The following is a 26069-nucleotide window of genomic DNA, read 5'->3' on the forward strand; positions in this document are numbered from 1 at the left end:
TGATTTTAAACATGGATTTTAAGATGAATGATAAAGGATTCGAGACAACAGTGGAGTATGGGACCCTTCACATTAGCGGCGATGCAGAATATGGATATAGACCTTATCAATTGCTTGTTGCATCAGTTGCCGTCTGCAGCGGCGGAGTTTTGCGCAAAGTTTTAGAGCGAATGAGGCTGCCTTACGAAAACATCGAGGTTCAAACAAAAGTAACAAGGATTGAGAAAGAAGCGAACCGTATAAGCGATATTCATATGCATTTTGTAATTACAGCAAATGATCTGTCGCCTGAAAAAGTTGAAAAAGCTTTAGTGGTAACACGAAAAAATTGTTCTATGGTCCAGTCTGTCAAAGACAGTATTACGGTTACAGAGAGTTTTGAGATCAAGGCATAATTGAAGTTCCGATTCGAACAAGAATCGGAGCTTTTTTTATTTCCAACAATACCCGACCGAAAGAGGACGTTTAATATGGATAAATTTTAGGTGATAGAAAAAAATAGGGTAAAGGAGGATGTTATGAGAAAAAGAATTTTTATTTTCATATTCATTATGCTTTTTGCGTTTACAAATCAGGCTTTCTCAGCTGAAAAAACAACTGAAAAGCAAACAAAAAAGGCTACTGAAAAAGCCGTTGAAAAAGCGCCTAAAAGTGCCGAAATAAAAGTTCCAGGTTCCGTGCTGAGTATATCTAAAGAAAATACGTATCCCAACTCTGCACAAGACCTTCCTTATTTAGAGCCGAGTAAGCTTGCAAAAGCGATGCTAAAAACGTCTGACGTACCGATCACAAATCCGGATTTGATCAGACTTTTGAACGAATCAAGCATCAACGCTTCAAAAGTAGCTTTCTGGTATCGAGCAAAAATTTATTTGGGACAATGGCCGCTTTCTTATCAATCGACGGAAACAACGGTAAACTGGGAACATCAACAAATTAATTCAAACCGCTTAGATAATAGAGGAGCAAAATCCATCGCAAAATTGTATTATAATCAAACAGCTCATAAAAAAGTAAGCGGAGGACTAACAGCATCTATTCCTAATAGTGAGGCTGTTCAGAAGATGATGCTCATTTCCGCAGCTGAAAGATCTAAGCTGCCGCTGGCGTTCCAGACAGCTGTTGGAGCAGGCACGAAAAAGTCTAATGTATACCACGTTTCTCCAAAACAAGTCGGGTATTTGTACAGTTATGTTCCGGCAGTGAATGAAAGAGGGCGTGTGACCTACGGAGAAGTTTACATTGTGTTAAAAGGCGGAAAAAGAGAAATCGTCATTCAAAATGTGACGCAACAAGGGATTGGAGCTTGGATTCCGATTCAAGATCATGTTTCATTCCGTTTCCATACAAGTAATATGTAAAAAAGGACAGCGATTAAACGGCTGTCCTTTTCTTTATTATTATTTAGACTCCGAATCTGAGCAATGGTCGACCCATTGTTCACTCCAGTCTTGTATAGCATTGATAATTGTTTTTAAAGAATTTCCTTTGTCTGTTAATCCATATTCGATCCGAACAGGTGTCTCAGGATAAACATTCCGTTTAACGATTCCTACTGACTCCAATTCTTTCATGCGTTCGGTGAGCATACGATCACTCATCTCAGGGATTTGGGACTTAATATCTTTAAAGCGTTTTGGGCCGCCCATCAAAACACGAATGATGAGTCCTGTCCATTTTTTACCAATTATATCAATGGCTACTTCATATTTGGGACACATTGTGCTGTAATCCATATTATTCACCTCTATAGAACAAAGCTTCTTTACAAGTATTGTTAACGTTCATTATACTGTTTAAACTTACTTTTGTAAAGTTTATAACTTTTTAATGCGTTAAAGCTTTGATGTTCTATTTTGAAACTCAACCTTTGAGTAATAAGAGTGCTTGACGAGAACGTTAGGTCCAAGGCACTTCACAGCAGGACAGTGACAGCCGAGCTCTTTTGCAAGCTTGGATTCATTCCACGTTTCGTAAGCTTGTAACAAACTGGTATCCATAATGTTTCCAAGTGGAGGTGCATCACCAAAGTCTGTCACAATAATATTGCCGTCAAACAGGTTGATGTTTAGGCGCGACCGTCCGTCCGGATCATTGCGTACCGTTACATTCTCTTCATTTTGCAGCCGCTTTAATAAGCGTAAGTCTTCCTTATTATCCGAACATGCATAAAAGGGAAGGGTGCCAAACAGCATCCATGTCTTTTTATCACGGATATCAAGCAGATGATGAATGCTTTCACGCATTTCTTTTAAGCTGATGGTTTCAAGTGTACTAGCAAAATCACTCGGATACATAGGGTGTATTTCATGGCGTTGACAGCCCATAGCCAGAACGTGCTTATGAATGTCTTCCAAGTAAGGGAGCGTCTTTTTATTGAGCATCGTTTCAGCAGAAACCATAACCCCTGCCTTTGTGAGTGCTTGTGCGTTTTCAGTTAAACGTGAAAAGTAGGCTTCTCTTTGTTTCAACGAAGGCTTTTTTTCCATCATGGCAAAACCTGTCTCCGAGAACTCTTCAAGTGTTCCCCAGTTATGAGAAATATGAAGTACGTCTAAATAAGGAATAATTTTTTCATATCGAGCCAAATCTAAAGTTAAATTAGAATTGATCTGTGTGCGTGCTCCACGTTCTCTAGCATACTTTAATAAGGGAACCACATAATGGTCCACCGATTTTACCGACAGCATAGGCTCTCCGCCCGTTATGCTGAACGCTCTTAATTGAGGAATCTCATCCAGTCGTTTTATAACGACCTCCAGTGGAAGCGGCTCTGGATCTTTCGTTTGCAGTGTGTAGCCGACCGCACAATGAGCGCAGCGCATATTGCATAGGGTTGTTGTTGTGATTTCAATATTAGATAATTGCAGCTTCTGATGCTCGCTTATATCTAAATAAGCTTCCCACGGATCATATTCCGGGGTAATGGCTTTTAACGTTGTATGTGACACCATAAAAAATCTCCTTCATGCCAAAATGGACAATATTTATCTTAACTGAACAGACCGCAAAGAAAAAGGGTAAACTTATGTTGGCAAAAGCTTCTCACCTTGTTAAAGTAGAATGGATGGAAAGGAGAGATCAACATGGGTAACTCTATTCAAGATAAATCCTCCCAAAAAGAATATATTAAAAACCGTATTGATTTATTAGTTGATGTTTTAGATTCTATAGATGCTGAAACAGCCGGGATTGATGAGATCGACAAAATTATTTCAATGCTGGACGATCTTGAGATGAAATGTAAGCAATTTCGTCACGATTGGGAAGAAAAATAAGCGCCAAATCCGTTTCTTTATTAAAGGAACGGATTTTTTTGTTATAATATAAGCAACAAAATTGTTTACGCTTACAAAGGGGTAGTGGAGAGATGGAAAAATTTCAGGAAAGTATGTACAAACTGATTGTTGAAACATCAACTAAATTGCCGAAAGATGTTCGCCGTGCCATCCTTGCTGCGAAGCTTACGGAAAATGCAGGAACACGTGCAGCGATGTCTTTAGATACTATTACAGATAATATTTTAAAAGCTGACGAAAATGTATCGCCGATCTGTCAGGATACTGGGCTTCCAACGTTTAAGATTAAAGTTCCAGTCGGGGCAAACCAGATTCAAATGAAAAAAGCGATTCGTCAAGCGATTGCAGATGCTACAAAAGATACGAAACTGCGACCTAACTCTGTTGACTCAATCACAGGGGATAACAGCGGGGACAATCTTGGTGATGGAACGCCTGTAATTAAATTCGAACAATGGGAAGAAGATTATATCGATGCGCGCCTAATCTTAAAAGGAGGCGGTTGTGAGAATAAAAACATTCAATACAGCCTGCCGGCAGAGTTAGAAGGTCTAGGACGAGCTGGACGAGATTTAGATGGAATCCGCAAGTGTATTATGCATTCTGTTTATCAAGCTCAAGGGCAAGGCTGCAGCGCTGGTTTTATTGGAGTAGGAATCGGGGGAGATCGAACTTCGGGTTACGAATTGGCTAAAGAAATGTTGTTCCGTACAGTAGATGATGTGAATCCGAACGATAATCTCCGAAAGCTTGAAGAATATGTGATGGAGAATGCGAACAAGCTCGGGATCGGTACGATGGGCTTTGGCGGTGAAACCACTCTATTAGGCTGTAAAGTGGGTGTGATCAATCGTATTCCTGCGAGCTTTTTTGTTTCAGTTGCATATAACTGCTGGGCTTATCGCCGTTTAGGTGTGAAGCTGCATGCAGAAACAGGAGAAATCCAAGAGTGGCTTTATCAAGAAGGGGAAGAGGTTGATTTTTCAAAAGCTGAAGAAGAAGCCGCGGCAGCTGTTGAGCATCAAGAAGAAAAAACACGTAATATCGTCTTGGAAGCTCCAATCACTGAGGAAGAAATCCGTCAGTTAAAAGTAGGCGATGTTGTTACCATCAACGGCATGATGCATACCGGCCGTGATGCGATTCATAAGCACCTCATGGACAATCCTGCACCGATTGATCTAAACGGTCAAATCATCTACCATTGCGGACCCGTTATGGCAAAGGATGCTGATGGAAACTGGGTAGTGAAGGCGGCAGGGCCAACGACAAGCATTCGTGAAGAACCTTATCAAGGTGACATCATGAAGAAGTTCGGCATCCGAGCGGTAATCGGAAAGGGTGGAATGGGACCAAAAACACTTGCTGCCCTTAAAGAACATGGTGGAGTTTACCTGAACGCGATCGGCGGAGCTGCACAATATTATGCTGAGCGCATGGAAACGGTAGAAGGTGTTGATCTGATGGAATTCGGTATTCCAGAAGCGATGTGGCATATCCGAGTTAACGGATTTACAGCTGTTGTAACGATGGATTCCCATGGTAACAGTCTTCACGAGCATGTAGAGAAATCGTCACTACAGAAGCTGGAGCAGTTTAAAGATCCAGTTTTTAAATAAAATGAGTTGAAACCACAGTTGAGATTCTGGGCTGTGGTTTTTATTATTTAGCTGGAGTGAGTCGAAAAATGCCTAATCCTGTCGACTCGTGGATTGATGCCTAAAACTTTTGGATTGGACCGCAAAACTTTTGGATTCAGCACCTAAACTTTTGGATTCAGCCCAAAAATATTAGGATTCAGCCCAAAAGCATTAAGAAATCCATTAAGCTTTCCCCGTTTCCTTTATATCCCTAGCATGGTTTTACTTCATAAAAGCACAATAAAGGTATAGGTTGTCGTTTGAAGGAGGAAGTCTTAATGAAAATCAACCGGCTCCTGTGCCTATTATTGGTTTCCATTTTATTTTTATCACAAACACATGTTTCTTATGCACAGCGAGAAGTTTCTAACGAAAGACTGGAATGGTACTTTGAGAAAAAGGGGAAAGAAACACCGCCAGTAACAGATGTAAAGTATATGAAGCTCATTAACAAATACGACAGTCTTTTTATCGGTAAACCTGACAAAAAGGACATTTATTTAACCTTTGATAATGGGTATGAAAACGGCTATACCGATGATGTACTGGATGTATTAAAAAGGAAAAAAGTACCTGCTGCCTTTTTTGTAACCGGACAATTTATGAAGACACACCCTCACCTAATAAAACGAATGGCTGAAGAAGGGCATATTGTTGGTAACCATTCTTATCATCATCCAGATCTCACTCAAGTATCTGATCAGCGTCTCAAAAATGAACTTGAGAAGGTTAAGCTGAGATATACTGAACTGACGGGAAGAACGGATATGCATTATATTCGTCCGCCTAGAGGAGTTTTCAGTGAAAGAACCATTATGCTCGCGAAAGAAGAAGGCTATACTCATGTGTTTTGGTCACTTGCTTTTCTTGATTGGGAAACCAACAAACAACGTGGTTGGAAGTATTCTTACAACCAAATTTTGAATCAAATACACCCTGGCAGTATTATGCTCCTGCATACCGTTTCAAAAGATAACGCGGATGCATTAGAAAGGACGATAGAGGCTCTTCAAAAGAAAGGCTATACGTTCAAGAGTCTCGACGACTTGCAATTGAAGAAGTCTACAATACCAATATTGTTTAAATCTTAAATCAGTATCTTTGTATCCTATACAAAGGTACTTTTTTAATGGAAAGCTGTGTGTTAAGGAGGTATTAAAAAAACGCTTAAACGTATCCTCGATTCTTATCATGAGGATTGAATTTAAGCGCTTTTCAATAAAAATTTATTTAAGTACTTTCAGTTCCACATTATCCAAATAAATCGTGTGTGGACCAAAAGGAGATCCAGAACTTTTTCCAAGAAGGAATTTTAATGCCATCGTATCGGATGCTGATGGAGAAAAGGTAAATGCATAATTCGTTTCTTCAGCTCCGACTGCAACTTTTTCATTAAAATATCTGTTGTATTGTGCGTTTTCTAATGTGACTTCCATATCACGAGCTATTTCGGAGCGAGCAGTAAAACGTAATTCATACTGAAGCCCTTCAACTAAATTAAGATTACCTTGCTCTAAGAGGACACTCCAAGTTTCATTCCCCTCAGATTCGATGCGAATTTGAGCTTGTTCGTACTCACTGACGATAGCAGCCTTTGCATCGTAATGAATGTAGCTGTTCCAGAACGATAGTCCAGAACGGAAATCACCATTTTTTAAAGGGATCATATCCACATTATTGTAGTCAGGGATATTGGTTAATTTTTTTAGAACGATATCGTCCAAATAAACATCTGCCGAGTGACCGCCTAAAAAGAAGATCAGTTGGCTGTTATAGTCAGAAGTTTCTCCGTTGAACAAGAACTTCGTTTCAAAAGTATGGTCCTTTTTGTCTAATTCTACCGTATAAGGAGTTATATAGGATATACGGCCATCCTCACTTAAAAGCCCGATTGTAATGTTACGGTCTTTGTCTGATCTTCCTTTAAAGGATAAAGCATACTCGTTGTCCTTAATGAGCTGTACCCCTTTTTGGACAAGGTACTTATCCTTTTCCTGAGCGGGATGTCCTTTTAAATTTGCATGAAATTCCCGAGTTTCCTCATTAACAGTAGCTTTATCTTTCTTGTTGCTGGAGGCAAAACTCCAATAAGTCATACGATTCATATTTCCTTGGTCAAAGGTACCGTTATATACATGGTTGCCATCTGGCAGTGGATTTTTTGAAGCTGTCTCATCAATTGGCTCATTTGTTACTTGTTCTACACGTACATTTCCAAGCCAAACAGGACTCGTACCATTATTTCCAAGATTAAACTCTAGTCGTGCGGCAATATCAGTATCCGCAAGCATATCAAATGTAAACGAGTAGGACTCAAGTTGGTCACTTAATTTAATGCTTTCTTCGTTTGAATATTTACTCCACCCACGATCAGCTCCACCGCCAACTTTTACGGACATTTGCCGGTCAGTCGTTGATTTTGCGTCAAAACTTACTTTATAACGGCCGTTTTTACCAACAGAAAGAAGTTGGATGGCTTGAACAGAATAAGAAAAAGAGCCTGGTACTTGTGGGGTTACTTTAGCAAAAGTCTTGTCATTGATTACATCTGGTTCAACAGAAGCTTCACCGCCAAAATCGGGTAGAGTGACAAGGTTCCAATACAAGGCATCTAATGGCTTTTCACTCTGGTCGATGAGTGAAATCTGTTTTTCAAAGTTGCCATCGTAGATAAGATTTCCGTCAGCTAACGGTTGTTTTGCGTTTGCGGGCAATTCCACAGGCTGTGGTGAAGGCTCAATCGGGTCTCGGTAATCCTTATTTTTTAAATCGTAAACACGAACATAATCGATTTCCATTTGCTGAGGGAATCGAGTCGTCTCGTCGGGATCTCCATCAAACCAACCTCCTACAGCAAGATTCATGATTAAGTAAAAGTTTTGATCAAACGGAGCAGGATAAGAAAACTTTATCGGATTATTTTGTCCTTTCGCGTACCATTCATTTTGCGTTTGATACAGTTCTCCATCTACATACCATCTAATTTCACCGGGTTCCCATTCGATTGAATACGTATGCCAAGTATCGATACCGCTTCCTGCTGGCAGTTCGAAATCTTTCCCAGTATAGCGATTGTTCGGCCATGACTCACCATAATGAATGGTGCCTGCTACTTTATTGGGTTTACTGCCCCAGGCCTCCATGATATCAATTTCTCCAGATGCAGCCCATCCGCCGTATTTGTCTTGTTCAGGCAGCATCCAAATCGCTGGCCAAAGACCTTTCCCGGTAGGCAACTTAGCTCGAACTTCGTACCGTCCATAGGTTTGACTGAACAAACCCTTTGTTTTTAATTTGGCTGACGTATAATCATAGGTCCCGGAGTCATCAGTCGTACGTTCTTTTTGGGCACGAATAATTAATTTACCATCTTTAACAAAAGAGTTGTTTTCAGAACTCGTATAATATTGTTTTTCGTTGTTGCCCCAACCTGGAGAAATATAATTGCCTTCTTCATCTTTTATCCAGTTCCCAATATCGTACGTCCATTTACTAGAATCAATTTCAGGCTTGTTAAATTCATCTGACCAGGTAAGAGTCCACTTCGTTTTAGCATTCTTTTTTTCTTTCACAGCATGATCATCTTCTTTCGGAGATGCCATAGCCCCGCTTGGCAACAATAATAGAGCACTAAGAGCAAAAGCAAAGGTTTTTTTCAAAGAATGTTAACCTCCTTTTAATAATAAAATGATACTTGTACTCGGAACGAAACCGGTTTCGAAAAACTACGAAAGCGCTTTCGTAAACATTATACAATGGTTCATTTTTCTATTCAATCTGTCTTTAGTAATATTTTTGATTTTTCTAAAAGTTTACCTAGTATTTATTTAATGTTTGGAAGGGAATTGAAGTTGGTAGAACTCGTCAGTTTCGTCTACAATAAGAAAAGCGACTTTTTAGTGAAGAAGGTAGTGAATACCATGAAAAATAACAGCAATCCACTTATGAAAACAGGACAGACCTTTCCGCTTAGCATAAAACGGCTAGGAATTAACGGGGAAGGTATTGGGTTTTATAAACGCCAGGTTGTATTTGTCCCTGGTGCTCTTCCTGGTGAGGAAATTCAAGTTGAGATCACCAAGGTGTTTCCAAATCGAGCAGAAGGCAAAATCAATAAAATAAAGAAGGCTGCTAAGAATCGTGTCACTCCGCTTTGTCCCATTTATGAGACATGCGGCGGTTGCCAGCTTCAGCATTTAGCATATGCTTCACAGCTGAAAGAGAAGCGGGATATTGTCGTTCAAGCCTTTGAACGATATACGAAGATTCAGAAGAACGAGCTTCCAATCAGTAAAACCATTGGTATGGAAGAGCCATGGGCTTATCGCAACAAGAGTCAATTTCAAGTGGGAAGAAATAACGATACCATCATAGCAGGCTTGTATAGCAGCAACTCTCATAAACTGATCAACATCGATCATTGTCTTGTCCAGCATGAAGATACAAATATCGTAACCAATACGGTAAAACAAATCATTCGTGATTTAAATCTTTCTGTTTATAACGAGCGAAAACGTACAGGGAGTATCCGGACGATTGTAGTACGGACAGCTTTTAGAACAGATGAGATTCAGCTTGTCCTTGTTACGGCCACTGAATCATTACCTAAAAAGGACTTGTTTATCTCTGAGATCAAAAAGCGTCTGCCCCAAGTTACGTCGTTTGTACAAAATGTAAACGATGAGAAAACGTCACTCATCTTTGGTGAGAAGACGGAAGGGGTATTCGGAAAAGATACAATTACAGAGCATTTAGGGGACTTGAGCTTTGAGTTATCGGCTCGTGCCTTCTTTCAGTTAAATCCGCAGCAAACATTAAAACTTTATGATGAAGTAAAAAAACAGGCGAAACTTACAGGTAAAGAAAAGATTGTGGATGCTTATTGCGGTTCTGGGACGATCGGAATGTGGCTTGCAAAGGATGCAAAAGAGGTAAGAGGGATGGATATTATTAAAGAGTCCATTCTTGATGCAAGAAAGAATGCCGAAAAACATGGAATTTCGAATGCGTTATATGAAGCAGGAAAAGCGGAGAACCTTCTTCCAAAATGGTTAAAAGAAGGGTGGCGTCCTGATGTAATTGTGGTGGATCCACCGAGAACGGGCTGTGACCAGACTTTTCTTGATACTGTAGCAAAAATTAAGCCGAAGCGAATGATTTATGTGTCTTGTAATCCTTCGACTTTAGCAAAAGATGTCCACATGTTGATAAGTAAAGGATTTGAAGTAGAACAAGTTACGCCTGTGGATATGTTTCCGCAAACATCTCAAGTAGAAGCAGTCTGCACACTCGTTTTAAAATAAAAGGTTTTTGAAAAGGTCATTTTAGTGGTTAGATTAGAAGGATGAATGTCGCAGAGGCTATAGGGTCTATTGTCATGAAAAGGAATAATAAAACTTAAGGCAATGATCTTACTTGATTAAAATCATTGATTTAAATAATAATTTTATTGCTTCAAAAATTCAGAAATATACACACTATCCACATGGTTTTCCACAGAAAATGTGCATAACTAACCAGTTTTGCACAGAATTGCACATATGTTTTTAAAAAGCCAATATGGTTATGCACAATATAAACAAGTTGTGTATAACTTTATCCACAAACGATATACATGAGTAATAATTCCTATATCACAAAAAGACCTGCTATCCCAGCAGGTCTTTTTGCACTTAGCGACGGCCTTTATTTTGGCGTCGGTCAGCTGCTTGTGCACGAGCTTGTGCTTCAAGATCATTCTGATCTGCCAATTCACTTGAGTACTCGACGTCAAGTCCGTTGGCTTGTGAAGCGTTAGCTATGTTGTGCGATGGGTTGTACTTTTTATTACGTTTTTCCACAAAAATACCTCCTTAAAGATACAATGTTTAAAACGTAAATCAAAAGCGATGAGGAACTTGTCCTCGCTAATTAGAATGTGCAGATATCAAGATCATATAACAGGAAGATTAAACCTTCATAAGAATAATCTTCATTTGTTTGTTCTTTTGTTTCCTCTGCTTGTGGAATAGAATTCATTTCTTGTGCATAAGTCACTTCTTGCGTTTTCGTTAGTTCCTCGTTACGTTCTTTCGCTGTATGTTTGTTATTTTTCATTACAATAGCCTCCTTATTAATGATAAAGCGCTTCTAAACGGTTGTTGCTAAAATTCATTTTTTTATACTCTTCATTGACAAGTTGATTGGTGCGGAAATCCTGGCTAGGTTCATCGCACGCTTCCCCCGGAAAGCGAGCATCCTGAACGAAAATGAATAACTTTCATGAGCAACAAAGTTTCCGAAAAACGCCAAAATAAAAAACCACCTTCCAAAAACGAAGGTGATCTTAGTATGTGCAAGCTATTTATAGATGTTACCTGTATTAAGCTTCCTTTAATTGTTCTTCAACAATTTCTAAAGGCTGATTACGAAGGTGATGCATCATGTAGTTATCTTTTTCAATTTGATAAAGATTATAAATATCCTGACCTTGATTAAGCTGATCATAAATATCCTTTCGTGTCTCATTTGCAAGTGTCACGTAAGGAATTTTTTCGGCAGCTTTTTGAGAACGTCCATTCACTTTACGAATCCTCATAAAAATCGTATGAATGTCCTTCTCATAAAACAGTTCAGAAAAGAAAGCTTCTTTTGCTAAATGGTTATATCCTTTTCCGAAATATGGCTGACCAATCCACGTTCCAAGAAAGCCATAGCCCTCTTGAACATCGAATAGATTAATGGTGCCGATTGGATTTTGCCACTCATCCAATATCGTTCTGGAGATGATCTTTCCTTGTTCTTCTTCTTCTAGCGTCTGCTTCGTCAAGAACATAAATTCTTCAAAAGAATCCGCTTTTTGGCGTACAAAAGGGAAGACGTCTGGGTGCACCATTAAATTGTAAAGAACATGACTCTCCTGTAAATCACGCTTTTTCAACAATTTAATCCCTCCTAGAGGGCAGAGATATCCCCCACCCTCGAATTAAGAATAAAAATTAATTCGGGGTGGGAATCGAACCCACTAGGACCAGTCATAGCTGGTGGCGCACCAATTGCCTTCCCTTGCTCAGTATTTAATTTATAGAAATAATTTTTGTTTTTGAATCAAAGAGCATGTTTATCTGTTCCGGATTTTGTAGATCCGCATGTTGCTCTTCTTGTATCATAATTTATTTTTCAAAAAAAGAAAATAGTTATTTTGTAGATTTTTTGTAAATTATTTCTCCATCGATAAGGGTCATGACAGGGGTAGCTGAAAAGTGGAACGGATGCTCTGTCCAGAGGGATAAATCAGCATCTTTTCCGATTTCTAGGCTTCCGACACGATTCGCTATTCCAAGGTTTTTTGCAGGAGCAATCGTGATGCCCTCAAGCGCCTTTTTTTCGTCTAAACCTTCCCGAACAGCAATGGCTGCACAAACATTTAAATATTGAATCGGAATATAAGGATGGTCCGTAGTTATCGAAACTTCGACATTATTTTCAGATAGTATTCGATAGGTATCCCAAGTTTTGTTCTTTAATTCGATTTTCGATTTTCGAGTAAGGGTAGGTCCAACGCTAACCATAAGGTTTAAATCTTTGAATAAGTCTGCAACAAGATGACCTTCCGTACAGTGTTCAATCCTGAAATCTAAGTTGAATTCCTCAGCAAAACGGATTGCAGATAAAATATCATCAGCACGGTGAGCATGAATGCGCACAGGAATTTCGCGATTTAACGCGGCTGCTATTGGGGCAACTCGTAAGTTATCTTGATAAGCCGAATCCTTTGCCTGATAGAAGGCTTCGCGCAGCATCCCCATGATTCCCATCCGGGTGATAGAATCGTTATGCCGGCCACTGTGAATTCGCTTTGGGTTTTCACCAAGAGCAATTTTAAGACCAGCTGTTTCTTTAATAATCATCTTCCTGATATCGTGTCCGTACGTTTTAATAACAGAGGTCGTACCACCAATAACATTGGCGCTTCCAGGCATGATGTGGGCAGTTGTTACACCAAATTTAACAGCATCCTTAAAGGCGATATCAAGTGGATGGCAGCCATCAATTGCTCGTATATGAGGTGTTAACACTTCATGCGTTTCATTCGCATCATTACCAGCCCATCCTGTACCTTCATCATAAAGACCTAAATGGGTATGTACGTCTATAAATCCGGGAAGAAGATGAAGTCCTTCTGCCGAAATGATCTCCATTTCTTCTGTGGGTTCGATATATTGATCAACCGCCACGATCTTTCCGTTTTCTATTAATACATCTCCCTGTTCAAGAACTTGGCTTGTAATGGGATATACTTTTGCTTTTTGAATGAGTTTTTTCATTTTTTTCACCTTAGAAATCGTCTTATTTTTATTGTATCAAATCTTGTAAAGCCCCTTTTAAATGAGAATACTTAAAGGAGTATCCTCTATGAACCGCTTTTTCTGGAAGAACTTGCTGACCTTCTAAAATAAGCATGCTCATTTCTCCAAAAATAAGCTTAAACGCGAAGGATGGAGCAGGCAGCCAATGAGGACGGTTCATTACATCACCAGTGACTTGACCAAATTCTTTCATCGTTACAGGATGGGGTGCGGTTATATTTACAGGACCACTATACGCCTCGTTATTTATGACTTCTTTAATCATCCTTGCAACGTCTTCAACATGTACCCACGATATCCATTGATCACCTGAACCGACTGTTCCTCCTGCAAAAAAACGATAGGGAAGGGTGAGTTGAGGAAGAACGCCACCATCTCTGCCAAGAATTAGCCCAAAACGGGTAAATACGGTTCTGCAACCGATATTCTCTGCTTCACTCGCCTTCGTTTCCCACGCTTTTACTACTTCTGCTAAAAAATCCGAGCCATGATTTGTTGTGTTTTCCGTAAATATTTCTGATTCGGATGTTCCATAATAGCCAATTGCAGAAGCGTTCACCCAAACAGAAGGTGCTTCAGGCATTTTTTTGGCAAGATTCAATAGTTCCTGAGTTGCATTTAAACGGCTGTTTAATATCGCTTGTTTTTTCTCTGCTGTCCATCGACCATTAATGGATTCTCCAGCGAGATTGATTACAGCATCGATCTTAGGAAGCTCCTTTTCAGGTGTACTTTGAGGAGTGAGCCATTCCACATATGAAACATTAGGTTCTTTCGGTTTTCCACTGAGATTACGGGTGAGTATATAGACGTGGTTCTGATCTTCTTGCAAGATCTTTGTAATGTGTTTCCCTACAAATCCGCTGCCGCCAGAAATTAAGATATTTTTCATAATTAATCTCCTCTCACCATTCTCTTTATAACTATTTACCCTTTCCCTCTTAATTCCCTTGTTTACCGCTCGTTAAAAGGGGGATTTTTTTAAACTGCAATACCACTTATGGTAAAATAGAGACAGAAAGCAGGTGGGTAGATGGCTGTCATAACAAGGATTTCTGCTCAGCAAAAAAATGATGAACGATTTAATATCTTTATTCAAAAAGGAACAAAAGAAGAGTTTGCTTTTAGTGTGGATGCGGATGTGCTCATAAAATTCCAGCTTCAAAAAGGAATGGAGATCAATGAAGAAGAGTGGGAAGAGATCATTGATGAAGATCAATTTCGTAAAGCTTTTAACAAAGCGCTCCATTTTCTTTCTTACCGGATGCGTACCGTTCATGAAATAGAAGCGTTTCTTGAAAAGAAAGAGGTCCCGGAACACACGGTTAAAAGAGTGATCTCTAGACTTTCTGAATATGATTTTGTTAACGATAAGAGCTTTGCGGATGCTTTTGTTAAAAGCCGTATGAATACTTCTTTTAAAGGGCCTGGTGCCATCCGCCAGGAACTGAAGAAAAAAGGAATTGGAGAAATAGACTCAGAAGGAGCGATCAGTCAGTTCACGTATGAACAGCAATTAGAAGCTAGTGTGAAGTTTATACAAAAACAATTTTCTGGAAGAGCGAAACGTTCGGAAAAAGAGCAAAAGCAAAAAATTGCGCAGCAGCTGCAGCAAAAAGGTTTTACGTGGGAAGTTATTGAGCTTGCCTTTCAACAAGCACAGATCAGTCAAACGGCAGAGGAAGAAAAAGAAGCCTTGCTCGTTCATGCCAAAAAAGCACACAACAAGTATAAAAAACATACCGGCTACGAGTATGAAGCTCGCATGAAACGGTATTTATACGGCAAAGGCTTCGATTCATCCGTTATAACTGAGTTGCTGAGCGGTGACGAGCTTACCGATCAATAAATATTTCAGACCGGTTATCATCTTGCTCGTATATCATTTGTGCTACTAATTCAGGTGATTTTAATCGTGAACGGTCTTGAATATGATCTGATTCATTCCAGAATGGTGTATCCATGCCACCCATATAGACGGCTGTTGGATAGATATTTGTTCCATCCCATTCTTTAACGAGGCTCTCAGTAAAACCCCGAACGGCAAATTTAGTGGCACAATAAATGGACTCATTCACTTTTCCTCTCAAACCGGCTGTAGAAATAATGTTCATTACTTTACCGGTTCCTTGTTTTTTAAATAGGGGAAAGGATGCTTTCGATGGAAAGATAGTGCCATAAACATTCGTCTCAACCATGTGCTTGATATCAGCTTCAGATAACGAATGAAGGGAATCAAACACTCCAGTTCCTGCATTGTTTATTAGAAGATGAACTTGATCTTCATCAAATATCTTTTTTAAAACGGTTAATACCTGATTATAATCCGTAACATCGCAAACTTGATAAGATACTCGATTGTCGCTTGTGATGGTTTGAACGGCTTGTTTGAGTTTCGGTTCTGTGCGGCCGAGCAAACAGACATGATAGGCGTTGCTGTATTGTCGGGCTAAGGCAAGTCCTAGACCGGAGCCGCCGCCAGTTATGATTACTGTTTTTTTCAAGACAAATCACTCCTATGTAAAATCATGTTGTAACGTAAGTCCTAGCGTACAGAAAAGAAAGGAAAGATTCAAATGGAAAAAAGATTTAGCGAAATGACGGAAGCTGAAATAATAGCCGAAATCGCATCCTTACGAGCAAAAGCACAAAAAGCGGAACAGATGGGTATGGTAAGTGAATATGCCGTTCATGAACGAAAAATCGCAATGGCTAAATGCTATTTAATGGATCCTTCAGTCATAGAAAGCGGAAAAGATTACGGAATAGTAGGTGATCCGGGTTCAACATTTTCGGTTCTCTATTTAAATGGTATTTTTGCCTGGGGTTATAAAAATAAACAGAGTACCCTTGAGGCTTTGCCCATTTCTGTATTAGAGCAATAAAATAAAGAAGCGATAAAGAAAAATCGCTCCTTTATTCTTCACTATGAACGCTTACGTGTTTGAATTTCTAGCACATAGTTATTCAATGCTTGCTGGGTCTCCCCGTTCACTTGGTTATACGCATGCTTCGAGTTTGCACGCGGTGAGTGAAAGGGGTCAGAATATTTGCCATTAAACAGAGTTGATTGAAAGTACTGTTTTTTGTTCATCTGATACACCCCCCAGAATGAAATTCATAACCGCAAGAATTACTGATCATCTCGGTGTTGATTGGATAAAAACATTCGCTCCTGTGGATGGTCGCGAGTGGTTCCATCTGGCCGCTTAGAAGAGAACTCTTCTTTTGCTCTCGGCTCACCTGAGAAGGAGATCCGATTAGGGAAGTTTTTCGATTTATTTCTCATGGGTTTTCCCTCCTTTTAATCGGTTCTCACCTAGTATGGAACGTGATAGAATCCTTTATGTGACGGGACTTTCTTTAAAAATTGGTTAAGGAGGGAGAAAAATGGAAGAGCGTTTCGACAGATTAGCGAAATTACTGCAAAAAATGAACACCACCCTAAGTGACCAAGAAGCAAGGGAATGGGTGGAAGGATTATGGGAAGATTTTGAATCAACACGTGCAAAAGCTGGACGAGAGTATGAAGGACAAGAAGTAACAGAAAAAATGGTCACGCAGCTCATCACTTCCTACGGTCATAAGCTTCATGAATACGTTTCAACCAACCCTAAATTCCAGCGTTTCATTAAAAAAGACGGGCCGATTAACTAGCCCGTCTCTTTTCTTATTCATTGTTATTTATAAGATCCATTGGAGAAAAATCCATTTTCTTTTTCAACCGGTCTTCGGAATATACCCATCCCGTATATGAAGTAATGATATTAAGATTTTCATCTAATTGGACCATAGCCACAAACGGATAGTGCCCTTTACTTCTGTACCTTAGATCTATAAATTGAACCATATGACCGTGATCATTCTTTTCAATCTCCCACCTATGAACGGGGGAGAACGAAAGGAAAGCCGAGATGTTTTTATCAAGTTTCGCAGCATCCACCAATTCGGATTGTGGGACAGGCAATCGGTCGAACGTATCCCAGACGGTTACTTTTCCGTTCTTTAATCCTGCCACAAAAAATTCATGCTTTGATTTGATGGCAAGATGATATTGTCCCCAGCGGAAAGTGGGGGAGGCATAGATTTCCTCTGCCTCTGGTATTGCTTGCAGAACGATTTTGTTAACTTGCTGACGTGCAATGATTCGCCAAATGTAATAAAAAACAAGGATTACATAAACGGCAAGAAACGTAATTCCTGGATCGATACCAACATACCAAAGGAGAAGTCCTGCGATATGAAGGAAAAAGATAAATGGATCAAAAATACTGATCACCCCAAGCGCAATCCATTTTTTTGAGATAGGGTATAATGCTTGGGTACCGTATGCATTAAATATATCAACAAAAACGTGGAGAAAAACAGCGATAGACGTCCATAGTAGAAGTTTTCCGCCGTTTGCTTCTGGCACAAATAAAGATATTATACCGAATAGTAAAAGGGGCCAGATGATTAGAGCAGGCAAAGAGTGTGTGAGTCCCCGATGATTTCGGATATAGACTGCATTATTTTTTAGTTTTAGAATGGTATCAAAGTCAGGTGCCTGGGAACCAACTAGTGTCCCGGCAAGGATAGCTTGGGATGTCACAGGATCGTTTGCAATCGCAGGATCCAGCATGGCTAAACCGCCTAATCCCAACCCCATCACAATATGTGTGCCTGTATCCAAGGCGATCACCTCCTATGTAGGAATGGAGTGAAATATAGATGATAACAGTTTTTATGGAGTATAAAGTAAATCCAGATACCTTTCAATCTTATGAAACGGTAATGACTTCTGTGATTAAAGAGCTTGAGATGTCAGGTGCATCTGATATTCGGTGGTATAGAGCGGCAGATCAGCCGTCACTCTACGTTGAATGCTTTCAAGTTTACGATATCGATGCATATAAGGCGATTAAAGATGCCAGAACGTCACATGATCACCCTGTTTTTTCTCGTCTTCATGCTTTAGTATCAGGAGGATTTGAAAAAATACACTGTTGGGCGTTTGAAAAAATGAATGTAAAGGAAGATATTTAAATTGAACACAACAAGTAATACTATATTTTCCCTAGACGCCACATATGTGAAACAATTTCAAAACAACTTGCTTGAATGGTACCGTGAAAATAAGCGGACACTGCCGTGGCGCAAAAATCAAGATCCATATCGAGTCTGGGTGTCAGAGATCATGCTCCAGCAGACAAGAGTAGATACGGTCATTCCTTATTTCGAACGATTTACAACCTTATTCCCCACACTTCACGATCTTGCTTATGCCGATGAAGAAAAAGTTCTGAAAGCATGGGAGGGTCTAGGTTATTATTCCCGAGTTCGAAACTTACAAACCGCAGTTAGAGAAGTATGCGAATCTTACGGTGGAAAAGTTCCAGATACACCGCGTGAAATTGCCAGCTTAAAAGGCGTAGGTCCTTACACAGCAGGAGCCATTTTAAGTATTGCCTATGGTGTACCTGAACCTGCTGTTGACGGAAATGTCATGCGAGTTTTATCGCGAATCCTTTTAATTGAAGAAGACATCAGTAAGCCGAAAACGCGCGTCACTTTTGAAAAGGCTGTTCGCGAATTAATCTCTCATGAAGATCCGTCTTCGTTTAACCAGGCGCTGATGGAGCTTGGGGCATTGATCTGCACACCCAAGTCACCAGCCTGTCTACTCTGTCCGATGCGTGACCTTTGTAGAGGGTTTGAAGAAGGAAAGCAAAGAGAGCTGCCTGTTAAATTAGGAAAAACGAAAGTCAGAAAAGCTAAGATGGCCGCGGGGATCATCGTTGGAGAGGATGGGAGCTTACTTCTTCACAAAAGGCCGTCAGAAGGTTTATTAGCGAACATGTGGGAGTTTCCTAACACAGAATATGTTGGATCGAAAAAAGATGAAGAGGCCGTTGCTTTAACGGACTATGTGGAAGAGAACGTTGAAGCGGACGTGATGCTTGAGGAGAAGGTTGGATATATCGAGCATGTTTTTTCTCATCTAAAATGGGAAATCCAAATATGGAAAGGAAAAATGGAGGTTTCTAAAAAGGAGCTTCCACCAGATTGGAAATGGGTAAGCGTATCCGAACTGGACAACTATCCATTTGCGGTTTCTCATCAAAAAATTATCCGGCTCGTGAAGGAGGCATTAATTTTATGAACTTAGAACTAAAAGGGAAAGCAGTTCTCGTAACAGGGGGATCTAAAGGAATAGGCCAAGGAATCGCTTATGCTTTTTTAGAAGAGGGAGCCAAAGTGGGGATCGTTGGCAGAAATCTGAACAATCTTGAAGCTGCCCAGAAAGACGGGATTGAGGTTTTTCAAGGAGATGTCACGGACATCGGAGATCGTGAACGAATCATGAATGCTTTTATTGAGAAGTTCGGAACAATTGATGTTTTGGTTAACAATGCAGGTGGGAGCAATGGTTCGTCAGTGTTGGAGACAAACATGGAGCAGTTTGAGGAAGCCATGCATTTGAATTTTTTGTCGGCTGTTGATTTAAGTAAGAGAGCAGCAAATGTAATGAGCGGCAATGTTGATGGAGGTTCGATCATTAACATCTCGTCTATATTTGGCCGCGAGTCTGGCGGAAAACCGACTTACAATGCGAGTAAGGCCGCACTGATTTCGTTTACCAAATCATTTGGGGACGAAGTGATATCGAAAGGCATTCGTGTGAATGGTATTGCGCCAGGGTCAATTTTACATGAAACAGGAAATTGGAAAAAAAGACTGGAACAAGATCCAGATAAAATAAAGGCGTTCGTGGAAGAACATATTTCTGCTGGCCGGTTTGGAACAGTAGAAGAAGTTGCGAATGTAGCTGTATTTTTAGCATCAAAAAAAGCATCTTGGGTTGTGGGAAGTACACTGAACGTCGATGGCGGCCAGTCTTACAGCAATTTCTAATGAGATAGAATGAAAACAAGCCCCGCGGAACGCCGGGGCTTGTTTTTATGCTCGCCATACGGATTTTATGCTCGCCATACGGATTTTATGCTCGCCATACGGATTTTATGCTCGCCATACGGATTTTATGCTCGCCATACGGATTTTATGCTCGCCATACGGATTTTATGCTCGCCATACGGATTTTATGCTCGCCATACGGATTTTATGCTCGCCATACGGATTTTATGCTCGCCATACGGATTTTAGGCTCGCTATACGGTTTTTATGCTCGCCGTACGGATTTTAGGCTCGCTATACGGTTTTTATGCTCGCCATACGGATTTTAAAACGAATCTGCTGCAAGCTCTCCCTGTAAGTTATCCCTCTTGAAAAATTTAGTCATATTTAATCTCGGTTCCATGCGTCCAATCTGCTTCATGACGCTGTAAACCGCCTCTTGCTTCTATTTCTTTAATAATTTCACGGTGGATGCTTGTTCCTTCTTCGTTTAAATAAGGGGCTATCTGCTGCAGTGAATGGTGGAAATAGGCTAGTTCTTCATCTTTCCACTCGGTCTTGCTCGTCATACTAAGTTCAGTCATGTCTCTTCCTACATACATGATTAAGTCCTCCTTTGATTGTTTATTTAATCTAATCATTCATTTATCCCCCATTTTTCAGCTTTTTAATACTGGAAATATCTAATAACAAAATCTGATTATAAAACAGACAGACAGCGGGTAAATTATATTTCGTGGAGGTGAAAATCATGGACAAACAACAACAACAACAAAAACAACAGCAAGCTGCTCGTCAAGCACAGCAGAATGCTCAACAACAACAAGCTGGTCAATCATACGGAACTGAGTATGCTAGCGAAACTGACGCACAACACGTTCGTCAGCAAAACCAACAGTCTGCTCAAAAAAAGAACCAACAGTAACCTCTATCTGAGAAATGCTCCCTAGTCACTAGGGGGCATTTTTTAGTTTTTATCACTACGTTTTCTATACATATCCCATGGGAATACTAATTAGTGTGGAATTTTGATAAAAAAGGCGCTTTATTTTAAAAAACCGGGACAAGTACATTTCCAAACTATTCTTAAAACGATATAATAAAGGAGAGAAAAAAAGCGTGTTTTGTAAGAAGGCAATGAATCGGGAATAAAGGAACAAAAAACAAATTGTAGAACGAGGTTTAATCATGGAGCTGGTGAATTACCGACAAATGGTTAGAAGAAAGGAGAGTTAACAACTCAATAGGTAACATTAGCTTCCGGAACTCGGGCAGAAAGGAGAGAGAGATGAGTTTTCCTGCAACCGGAAGTATAATCAATATTCAAAGCTATAAACATAATGGCTATCTTCATCGGAACTGGGAAGATACAGTCATTTTAAAAGGAACACCTAGTCAGGTGATCTGTGGCAATGACCGTATATTAGTAACGGAATCCGATGGCAGACAATGGCGGACGAGAGAGCCAGCTATCTGCTATTTTAATTCGAAGCAATGGTTTAATGTAATAGGTATGATTCGGGAAGATGGTATTTATTATTACTGTAATTTAGGCTCACCCTTTATGTGGGATAAAGAAGCGTTAAAGTATATCGATTATGATTTAGATATTAAGGTCTTTCCTGATGGAACGTATATATTATTAGATGAAGATGAATATGAACTTCATAAAAGAATGATGAGATATCCAAGTCAGCTAGATGCTATTATACAAAAGAATCTTCAGGAATTAATCTTGATGGTTACACAAAAAAAGGGACCGTTCGAACCAGGTTTTGTGGAAGAATGGTATGAAAGATATTTAGAATTTCGTTAAAAAGGAAAACCTGTTGAATAGTCAGCGGGTTATCCTTTTTTTATCTCAAGTTTTACGTGATAACTTGGCGCTGGCCAAGTTTTCTTTATGAAACAGAATGGTGTGAAGAGTAATGGATAGTATGAAACGGTATTTATCTTTTGTAAAACCATATAAAGGACAAATTTTCTGGACGATAATGATCGGACTCGCTAAATTTGGTATCCCTTTATTAACACCTCTCATTTTAAAATATGTGGTCGATGACATTATTCAGACGACTTTACCTCTTGATGAGAAGTTAAGTAAGTTGTATTGGATCATGGGTGGAGCAGCATTGATCTTTGTTGTTTTAAGACCTCCTATAGAATATTGGAGACAATATTATGCACAGTGGGTAGGAAGCAAAATCTTGTATGACATTCGCGATAAGATGTTTGATCACATCCAAAGGCTGAGTCTTCGTTTTTATTCCAATCACAAGTCTGGAGAAATTATTTCAAGAGTCATTCATGATGTAGAGCAGACGAAAACGTTCGTCATTACGGGTCTTATGAACGTTTGGCTCGATATGGCAACGATTATCATTGCAACAGCGATTATGTTTTCCATGGATTTTTGGCTGACGATCGTTGCTTTGTCAATGCTGCCCGTCTATGCGTTTTCGGTGAAGTTCTTTTATGCCCGCCTTCGTCAATTAACGAAAGACCGATCTCAAGCTCTTGCTGAAGTGCAAGGCCATCTTCATGAGCGTGTTCAAGGAATGTCAGTAATCAGAAGTTTTGCGCTTGAGGATCATGAACAAGTTGAGTTTGATAAACGAAACAGTACGTTCTTAAATCGAGCGATGGATCATACGAAATGGAATGCGAAAACCTTTTCGGTCGTTAATACGGTGACAGATATTGCTCCACTTTTAGTAATAGGATTTGCTGCTTATCAAGGCATCAAAGGAAACATAACCATTGGAGCGTTAGTCGCTTTTGTAGCCTATATGGACAGGCTGTATAGTCCGCTTAGAAGACTTGTTAATTCTTCAACGACACTGACACAATCCGTGGCTTCCATGGACAGAATGTTTGAATTTTTAGATGAAACGTATGACATAGAGGATTCTCCTGGAGCTAAGCCTCTTAAAAATGTTAAAGGTGCGGTCGAATTCCAAAATGTTTCTTTTGCTTATAATGAAGAAGAGGCAGATGTTCTGCACAACGTCTCATTGTCTGTCAGACCTGGTGAGACGATCGCACTTGTAGGAATGAGCGGTGGAGGGAAATCTTCGTTGATCAGCCTGATTCCGCGGTTTTATGATGTAACAGAAGGCAGTTTGAAACTTGATGGCACGGACATCCGGAATTTCCAAGTAAGAACGCTGCGCGATAATATAGGTATGGTGCTTCAAGACAATATATTGTTTAGTGAATCAGTCCGGGCGAATATTCTTATGGGTAACCCTGATGCTACAGATGAGCAGATGATTTCAAGCGCAAAAGCTGCAAACGCCCATGAGTTTATCATGAATTTGCCAGACGGGTACGATACGAAAATAGGTGAGCGCGGTGTGAAATTATCAGGCGGTCAAAAACAGCGTGTTGCCATCTCCAGGGTTTTCTTAAAGAATCCGCCTATCCTTATTTTAGATGAAGCGACCTCTGCTCTTGATTTAGAAAGTGAACATCTTATTCAAGAAGCATTGGAAAAATTAGCGAAGGATCGGACAACTTTCATAGTTGCTCATCGCCTGTCTACGATTACGCATGCAGACCGCATTGTCGTCATTGAACACGGTAAAATCGCTGAAATTGGCAATCATAAAGAATTGATGGAAAAACAAGGACCATATCATGATTTATTTACGGTTCAACAATTAAAGTAATGAATGTAAAAGACGGGCACCTGCCCGTCTTTTTTCTGTAATCAGAATGTAATAAATTGAATAAAAATAATACTTTAGACCTACAACGGATGGTATATTTGTCGATTATTCTGAAAATTTATTATTGTCAAAATGTCTGAGTAGTGTCATAATTCACAACAGAGAAGTAATATTCTAGGAAATTTGACAGCTTAGAGAAAGGAGTGAGATCTCATGGGCAATCCTGTTTTAGAAGTTAAGAATCTGAAGACTTCTTTCCTGACAGAGGATGGTGCAATTCCGGCTGTTGACGGTGTCGATTTTCACATTAACCCTGGCGAAGTTTTAGGCATAGTTGGTGAATCGGGCTGCGGCAAAAGTGTTACATCATTATCTGTGATGGGATTAGTACCGACCCCACCTGGGAAGATCGAAGGGGAAATCCTCTTTAAAGGTGAAAATCTTGCTTCTGCCCCAGAAAGAAGAATGCGACAGATCAGAGGAAATGAGATCGGAATGATTTTTCAGGAGCCGATGACAAGCTTAAATCCGGTCATCACAATCGGTGACCAGCTGATTGAATCACTGCGTATACATAGAAAATGGTCGAAAAAAGAGGCAATGGCTAAAGCGATTGAGATGCTTAAACTAGTCGGCCTTCCAAGAGCAGAAGAGCTTGTAAGAGAATATCCACATCAACTATCCGGAGGAATGAGACAGCGTGTCATGATTGCGATGGCTATGATCTGTGACCCGAAGCTTCTGATCGCGGACGAGCCTACTACCGCTCTTGATGTAACCATTCAAGCACAAATTCTGGATTTAATGAAACGATTGAACAAAGAGACAGACACTGCCATTATGATGATTACTCATGATTTAGGTGTAGTTGCTGAAATGTGTGAACGCGTTGTTGTTATGTATGCGGGGAAAGTTGTGGAAGAGGGCGATGTGAAAACGATCTTCCAAGATCCTAAACACCCATACACGGTTGGACTGATCAAGTCTGTACCTGATATGAGAGCAAAGGTAGGAAGACTTTATTCCATTCCTGGAAATGTTCCTAAACCAGGATCGATCAAGTCAGGCTGTTCATTCGCTCCACGCTGTGAGCATGCAGGAACAAGATGCATCACAGAAACTCCTCATCTTACTACTCAAGAAGGCAGCCATCAAGTGAGATGCTGGCTTTATGAGGACGGGAAAGGAGTGAATTTACATGAATCAGACTCAGCCATTAGTTAAAGTAGAAAATCTAAAGATGCACTTTCCGATTAAAGGCGGTGTGCTCGGTAAAACCGTCGGTGAAGTAAAGGCTGTTGACGGTATATCCTTTTTTATAAAAAAAGGCGAAACACTAGGTCTTGTTGGAGAAAGCGGCTGTGGAAAATCTACGACAGGTCGTATGCTTTTAAGATTATTGGAACCTACTGAAGGAAAAATTTACTTCGAAGGCGAAGATATCACAACCATATCGACGAGTGAAATGAGGAAGAAGCGCCGTGAAATGCAGATGGTCTTTCAAGATCCTTTTGCTTCACTCAATCCGCGTCATACCGTTGAAAAGATCTTAGAGGAACCTTTGATTGTTCACGGTGTAAAAGGCAAGGCAGAACGAAAGAGAAGAGTAAAGGAACTGCTCGAAGTTGTAGGACTCTCAAGCTGGCACGCAAAACGGTATCCACACCAATTCTCAGGTGGACAGCGTCAGCGTATAGGGATCGCAAGGGCACTAGCTGTCAATCCGAAGCTGATTATTGCGGACGAGCCTGTATCAGCACTGGATGTTTCCATACAATCTCAAGTGTTGAACCTTTTACAAGACTTGCAAAAAGAATTCGATCTCACCTATTTGTTTATTGCACATGATTTGGGAGTTGTACGCCATATCAGTGACAGAGTGGGTGTTATGTATCTGGGCCATATCGTGGAGCTCGCGGATAGCGAACTGCTTTACGACAACCCGAAACATCCGTATACACAAGCTTTATTATCAGCTGTTCCTATACCAGATGTTGAACATCAAAAGGACCGAGTCATCCTGCAAGGAGACGTACCGAGTCCGTCCAATCCGCCAACCGGATGCCCGTTTCATACACGGTGCCCGCAAGCGATGGATCATTGCGCATCTGTAAAACCTGTATTAAAGGAAGTTGCTCAAGGCCACTACGCTGCCTGCCATTTATACGAATAAAGGGTAAGCGCGTACATATACAAAAAGGCACTACTAAAATGAGA

At 40.2% G+C, this 26069-nt stretch carries 30 protein-coding genes; 17 read left to right on the forward strand and 13 right to left on the reverse strand.

Annotated features, from left to right (window positions below):
• Positions 1–11: 11 nt before the first annotated feature.
• Both KUV80_RS17125 and KUV80_RS17130 read left to right on the forward strand, forming a co-directional pair.
• The gene (locus tag KUV80_RS17125; protein ID WP_222463950.1) at positions 12–395 is read left to right on the forward strand and encodes an OsmC family protein; all 384 of its coding nucleotides are present in this window, start codon (positions 12–14) and stop codon (positions 393–395) included.
• A gap of 123 nt (positions 396–518) precedes the next feature.
• Positions 519–1361 carry a YfkD famly protein gene (locus KUV80_RS17130; protein WP_222463951.1) on the forward strand — a complete coding sequence of 281 codons (843 nt, stop codon included), beginning with the start codon at positions 519–521 and terminating at the stop codon, positions 1359–1361.
• Positions 1362–1400: 39 nt separating this feature from the next.
• Here the strand turns inward: KUV80_RS17130 and KUV80_RS17135 are convergent, their stop codons facing one another.
• Entirely contained in the window at positions 1401–1736 is a 336-nt protein-coding gene (locus tag KUV80_RS17135; protein WP_222463952.1) for a winged helix-turn-helix transcriptional regulator, read from the reverse strand.
• A 99-nt stretch (positions 1737–1835) separates the two neighbouring features.
• A complete protein-coding gene (gene yfkAB / locus KUV80_RS17140) occupies positions 1836–2954 on the reverse strand; it encodes a radical SAM/CxCxxxxC motif protein YfkAB (RefSeq protein WP_222463953.1) in 1119 nt (372 codons plus the stop codon).
• Between the two features lie 132 nt (positions 2955–3086).
• Here yfkAB and KUV80_RS17145 point away from each other — a divergent pair, with 132 nt between their 5' ends.
• The 3 genes from KUV80_RS17145 (at position 3087) to pdaA (ending at position 6030) form a co-directional block, all read left to right on the forward strand.
• Entirely contained in the window at positions 3087–3278 is a 192-nt protein-coding gene (locus KUV80_RS17145) for an SE1561 family protein (RefSeq protein WP_222463954.1), read from the forward strand.
• 92 nt (positions 3279–3370) lie between these two features.
• Positions 3371–4918 (forward strand): fumarate hydratase, encoded by a 1548-nt coding sequence (locus KUV80_RS17150; RefSeq protein ID WP_222463955.1) that lies wholly within the window; start codon positions 3371–3373, stop codon positions 4916–4918.
• 299 nt (positions 4919–5217) lie between these two features.
• Positions 5218–6030, forward strand: a complete 813-nt coding sequence (pdaA, locus tag KUV80_RS17155) for a delta-lactam-biosynthetic de-N-acetylase (RefSeq protein ID WP_222463956.1) — start codon at positions 5218–5220, stop codon at positions 6028–6030.
• A 135-nt stretch (positions 6031–6165) separates the two neighbouring features.
• Here the strand turns inward: pdaA and KUV80_RS17160 are convergent, their stop codons facing one another.
• Complete coding sequence (locus KUV80_RS17160; protein ID WP_222463957.1) at positions 6166–8598, reverse strand: carbohydrate binding domain-containing protein; 2433 nt, start codon at positions 8596–8598, stop codon at positions 6166–6168.
• A 252-nt stretch (positions 8599–8850) separates the two neighbouring features.
• Here KUV80_RS17160 and rlmD point away from each other — a divergent pair, with 252 nt between their 5' ends.
• Entirely contained in the window at positions 8851–10242 is a 1392-nt protein-coding gene (gene rlmD, locus KUV80_RS17165) for a 23S rRNA (uracil(1939)-C(5))-methyltransferase RlmD (RefSeq protein WP_425309110.1), read from the forward strand.
• Positions 10243–10611: 369 nt separating this feature from the next.
• Here rlmD and KUV80_RS17170 read toward each other — a convergent pair whose 3' ends face one another.
• From KUV80_RS17170 to KUV80_RS17190, 5 genes are all read right to left on the reverse strand, one after another.
• On the reverse strand, positions 10612–10779 hold the full coding sequence (locus tag KUV80_RS17170) for a YfhD family protein (RefSeq protein ID WP_425309091.1): 168 nt from the start codon (positions 10777–10779) through the stop codon (positions 10612–10614).
• Positions 10780–10849: 70 nt separating this feature from the next.
• Entirely contained in the window at positions 10850–11035 is a 186-nt protein-coding gene (locus KUV80_RS17175) for a hypothetical protein (RefSeq protein WP_222463959.1), read from the reverse strand.
• Between the two features lie 265 nt (positions 11036–11300).
• A complete protein-coding gene (locus KUV80_RS17180) occupies positions 11301–11861 on the reverse strand; it encodes a GNAT family N-acetyltransferase (protein WP_222463960.1) in 561 nt (186 codons plus the stop codon).
• Positions 11862–12114: 253 nt separating this feature from the next.
• Entirely contained in the window at positions 12115–13245 is a 1131-nt protein-coding gene (locus KUV80_RS17185; protein ID WP_222463961.1) for an amidohydrolase, read from the reverse strand.
• A 28-nt stretch (positions 13246–13273) separates the two neighbouring features.
• Entirely contained in the window at positions 13274–14179 is a 906-nt protein-coding gene (locus tag KUV80_RS17190; RefSeq protein ID WP_222463962.1) for a TIGR01777 family oxidoreductase, read from the reverse strand.
• A gap of 141 nt (positions 14180–14320) precedes the next feature.
• Between KUV80_RS17190 and recX the strand changes: the two genes are divergently transcribed.
• Complete coding sequence (gene recX, locus KUV80_RS17195) at positions 14321–15136, forward strand: recombination regulator RecX (protein ID WP_222463963.1); 816 nt, start codon at positions 14321–14323, stop codon at positions 15134–15136.
• Here the strand turns inward: recX and KUV80_RS17200 are convergent.
• Positions 15123–15791, reverse strand: a complete 669-nt coding sequence (locus KUV80_RS17200; protein WP_222463964.1) for an SDR family NAD(P)-dependent oxidoreductase — start codon at positions 15789–15791, stop codon at positions 15123–15125. The genes recX and KUV80_RS17200 overlap by 14 nt on opposite strands.
• 72 nt (positions 15792–15863) lie before the next feature.
• Here KUV80_RS17200 and KUV80_RS17205 point away from each other — a divergent pair, with 72 nt between their 5' ends.
• Positions 15864–16172 carry a YfhH family protein gene (locus tag KUV80_RS17205; protein WP_222463965.1) on the forward strand — a complete coding sequence of 103 codons (309 nt, stop codon included), beginning with the start codon at positions 15864–15866 and terminating at the stop codon, positions 16170–16172.
• Positions 16173–16213: 41 nt separating this feature from the next.
• Here KUV80_RS17205 and KUV80_RS17210 read toward each other — a convergent pair whose 3' ends face one another.
• Together KUV80_RS17210 and sspK are read right to left on the reverse strand one after the other, a co-directional pair.
• Complete coding sequence (locus KUV80_RS17210; RefSeq protein WP_222463966.1) at positions 16214–16381, reverse strand: YpzG family protein; 168 nt, start codon at positions 16379–16381, stop codon at positions 16214–16216.
• A 39-nt stretch (positions 16382–16420) separates the two neighbouring features.
• On the reverse strand, positions 16421–16576 hold the full coding sequence (sspK, locus tag KUV80_RS17215) for a small, acid-soluble spore protein K (protein ID WP_222463967.1): 156 nt from the start codon (positions 16574–16576) through the stop codon (positions 16421–16423).
• Between the two features lie 101 nt (positions 16577–16677).
• Here sspK and KUV80_RS17220 point away from each other — a divergent pair, with 101 nt between their 5' ends.
• On the forward strand, positions 16678–16944 hold the full coding sequence (locus KUV80_RS17220) for a YfhJ family protein (protein WP_222463968.1): 267 nt from the start codon (positions 16678–16680) through the stop codon (positions 16942–16944).
• Positions 16945–16957: 13 nt separating this feature from the next.
• On the opposite strand, the gene KUV80_RS17225 is transcribed toward KUV80_RS17220, so the two are convergent.
• The gene (locus KUV80_RS17225; protein ID WP_222463969.1) at positions 16958–17959 is read right to left on the reverse strand and encodes a metal-dependent hydrolase; all 1002 of its coding nucleotides are present in this window, start codon (positions 17957–17959) and stop codon (positions 16958–16960) included.
• 38 nt (positions 17960–17997) lie between these two features.
• Here KUV80_RS17225 and KUV80_RS17230 point away from each other — a divergent pair, with 38 nt between their 5' ends.
• Genes KUV80_RS17230 through KUV80_RS17240 form a run of 3 tightly spaced genes read left to right on the forward strand, consistent with a single transcriptional unit; the run spans position 17998 to position 20181 of the window.
• Positions 17998–18312, forward strand: a complete 315-nt coding sequence (locus KUV80_RS17230) for a hypothetical protein (RefSeq protein ID WP_222463970.1) — start codon at positions 17998–18000, stop codon at positions 18310–18312.
• A gap of 1 nt (position 18313) precedes the next feature.
• The gene (gene mutY / locus KUV80_RS17235; protein ID WP_222463971.1) at positions 18314–19429 is read left to right on the forward strand and encodes an A/G-specific adenine glycosylase; all 1116 of its coding nucleotides are present in this window, start codon (positions 18314–18316) and stop codon (positions 19427–19429) included.
• A complete protein-coding gene (locus KUV80_RS17240; protein ID WP_222463972.1) occupies positions 19426–20181 on the forward strand; it encodes an SDR family NAD(P)-dependent oxidoreductase in 756 nt (251 codons plus the stop codon). Before mutY ends, KUV80_RS17240 begins: the two co-directional genes overlap by 4 nt.
• 377 nt (positions 20182–20558) lie before the next feature.
• Here KUV80_RS17240 and KUV80_RS17245 read toward each other — a convergent pair whose 3' ends face one another.
• The gene (locus KUV80_RS17245) at positions 20559–20783 is read right to left on the reverse strand and encodes a hypothetical protein (RefSeq protein ID WP_222464008.1); all 225 of its coding nucleotides are present in this window, start codon (positions 20781–20783) and stop codon (positions 20559–20561) included.
• Positions 20784–20932: 149 nt separating this feature from the next.
• Between KUV80_RS17245 and KUV80_RS17250 the strand changes: the two genes are divergently transcribed.
• The 5 genes from KUV80_RS17250 (at position 20933) to KUV80_RS17270 (ending at position 26025) form a co-directional block, all read left to right on the forward strand.
• Entirely contained in the window at positions 20933–21106 is a 174-nt protein-coding gene (locus KUV80_RS17250; RefSeq protein WP_222463973.1) for a gamma-type small acid-soluble spore protein, read from the forward strand.
• Positions 21107–21469: 363 nt separating this feature from the next.
• The gene (gene ntdP, locus KUV80_RS17255) at positions 21470–21997 is read left to right on the forward strand and encodes a nucleoside tri-diphosphate phosphatase (protein WP_222463974.1); all 528 of its coding nucleotides are present in this window, start codon (positions 21470–21472) and stop codon (positions 21995–21997) included.
• A gap of 112 nt (positions 21998–22109) precedes the next feature.
• On the forward strand, positions 22110–23852 hold the full coding sequence (locus KUV80_RS17260) for an ABC transporter ATP-binding protein (protein ID WP_222463975.1): 1743 nt from the start codon (positions 22110–22112) through the stop codon (positions 23850–23852).
• A gap of 213 nt (positions 23853–24065) precedes the next feature.
• Positions 24066–25076, forward strand: a complete 1011-nt coding sequence (locus tag KUV80_RS17265; RefSeq protein WP_222463976.1) for an ABC transporter ATP-binding protein — start codon at positions 24066–24068, stop codon at positions 25074–25076.
• Positions 25051–26025: an ABC transporter ATP-binding protein gene (locus KUV80_RS17270; protein WP_222463977.1), complete on the forward strand. Its 975-nt coding sequence runs from the start codon at positions 25051–25053 to the stop codon at positions 26023–26025. Before KUV80_RS17265 ends, KUV80_RS17270 begins: the two co-directional genes overlap by 26 nt.
• The last annotated feature ends 44 nt before the right edge of the window (positions 26026–26069 follow it).

The sequence above is a fragment of the Fictibacillus nanhaiensis genome (assembly GCF_019801215.1).
GTDB classification, from domain to species: Bacteria; Bacillota; Bacilli; order Bacillales; family Fictibacillaceae; genus Fictibacillus; species Fictibacillus nanhaiensis_C.

Excerpts from the sequence above, each read along its gene's own strand:
- KUV80_RS17125 (WP_222463950.1), top strand. The coding sequence starts at position 12 with ATGGATTTTAAGATGAATGATAAAGGATTCGAGACAACAGTGGAGTAT.
- KUV80_RS17130 (WP_222463951.1), top strand. The coding sequence starts at position 519 with ATGAGAAAAAGAATTTTTATTTTCATATTCATTATGCTTTTTGCGTTT.
- KUV80_RS17135 (WP_222463952.1), bottom strand. The coding sequence starts at position 1,736 with ATGGATTACAGCACAATGTGTCCCAAATATGAAGTAGCCATTGATATA.
- yfkAB (WP_222463953.1), bottom strand. The coding sequence starts at position 2,954 with ATGGTGTCACATACAACGTTAAAAGCCATTACCCCGGAATATGATCCG.
- KUV80_RS17145 (WP_222463954.1), top strand. The coding sequence starts at position 3,087 with ATGGGTAACTCTATTCAAGATAAATCCTCCCAAAAAGAATATATTAAA.
- KUV80_RS17150 (WP_222463955.1), top strand. The coding sequence starts at position 3,371 with ATGGAAAAATTTCAGGAAAGTATGTACAAACTGATTGTTGAAACATCA.
- pdaA (WP_222463956.1), top strand. The coding sequence starts at position 5,218 with ATGAAAATCAACCGGCTCCTGTGCCTATTATTGGTTTCCATTTTATTT.
- KUV80_RS17175 (WP_222463959.1), bottom strand. The coding sequence starts at position 11,035 with ATGAAAAATAACAAACATACAGCGAAAGAACGTAACGAGGAACTAACG.
- KUV80_RS17185 (WP_222463961.1), bottom strand. The coding sequence starts at position 13,245 with ATGAAAAAACTCATTCAAAAAGCAAAAGTATATCCCATTACAAGCCAA.
- KUV80_RS17190 (WP_222463962.1), bottom strand. The coding sequence starts at position 14,179 with ATGAAAAATATCTTAATTTCTGGCGGCAGCGGATTTGTAGGGAAACAC.
- recX (WP_222463963.1), top strand. The coding sequence starts at position 14,321 with ATGGCTGTCATAACAAGGATTTCTGCTCAGCAAAAAAATGATGAACGA.
- KUV80_RS17205 (WP_222463965.1), top strand. The coding sequence starts at position 15,864 with ATGGAAAAAAGATTTAGCGAAATGACGGAAGCTGAAATAATAGCCGAA.
- KUV80_RS17210 (WP_222463966.1), bottom strand. The coding sequence starts at position 16,381 with ATGAACAAAAAACAGTACTTTCAATCAACTCTGTTTAATGGCAAATAT.
- sspK (WP_222463967.1), bottom strand. The coding sequence starts at position 16,576 with ATGAGAAATAAATCGAAAAACTTCCCTAATCGGATCTCCTTCTCAGGT.
- KUV80_RS17220 (WP_222463968.1), top strand. The coding sequence starts at position 16,678 with ATGGAAGAGCGTTTCGACAGATTAGCGAAATTACTGCAAAAAATGAAC.
- KUV80_RS17230 (WP_222463970.1), top strand. The coding sequence starts at position 17,998 with ATGATAACAGTTTTTATGGAGTATAAAGTAAATCCAGATACCTTTCAA.
- KUV80_RS17240 (WP_222463972.1), top strand. The coding sequence starts at position 19,426 with ATGAACTTAGAACTAAAAGGGAAAGCAGTTCTCGTAACAGGGGGATCT.
- KUV80_RS17245 (WP_222464008.1), bottom strand. The coding sequence starts at position 20,783 with ATGTATGTAGGAAGAGACATGACTGAACTTAGTATGACGAGCAAGACC.
- KUV80_RS17250 (WP_222463973.1), top strand. The coding sequence starts at position 20,933 with ATGGACAAACAACAACAACAACAAAAACAACAGCAAGCTGCTCGTCAA.
- ntdP (WP_222463974.1), top strand. The coding sequence starts at position 21,470 with ATGAGTTTTCCTGCAACCGGAAGTATAATCAATATTCAAAGCTATAAA.
- KUV80_RS17260 (WP_222463975.1), top strand. The coding sequence starts at position 22,110 with ATGGATAGTATGAAACGGTATTTATCTTTTGTAAAACCATATAAAGGA.
- KUV80_RS17265 (WP_222463976.1), top strand. The coding sequence starts at position 24,066 with ATGGGCAATCCTGTTTTAGAAGTTAAGAATCTGAAGACTTCTTTCCTG.
- KUV80_RS17270 (WP_222463977.1), top strand. The coding sequence starts at position 25,051 with ATGAATCAGACTCAGCCATTAGTTAAAGTAGAAAATCTAAAGATGCAC.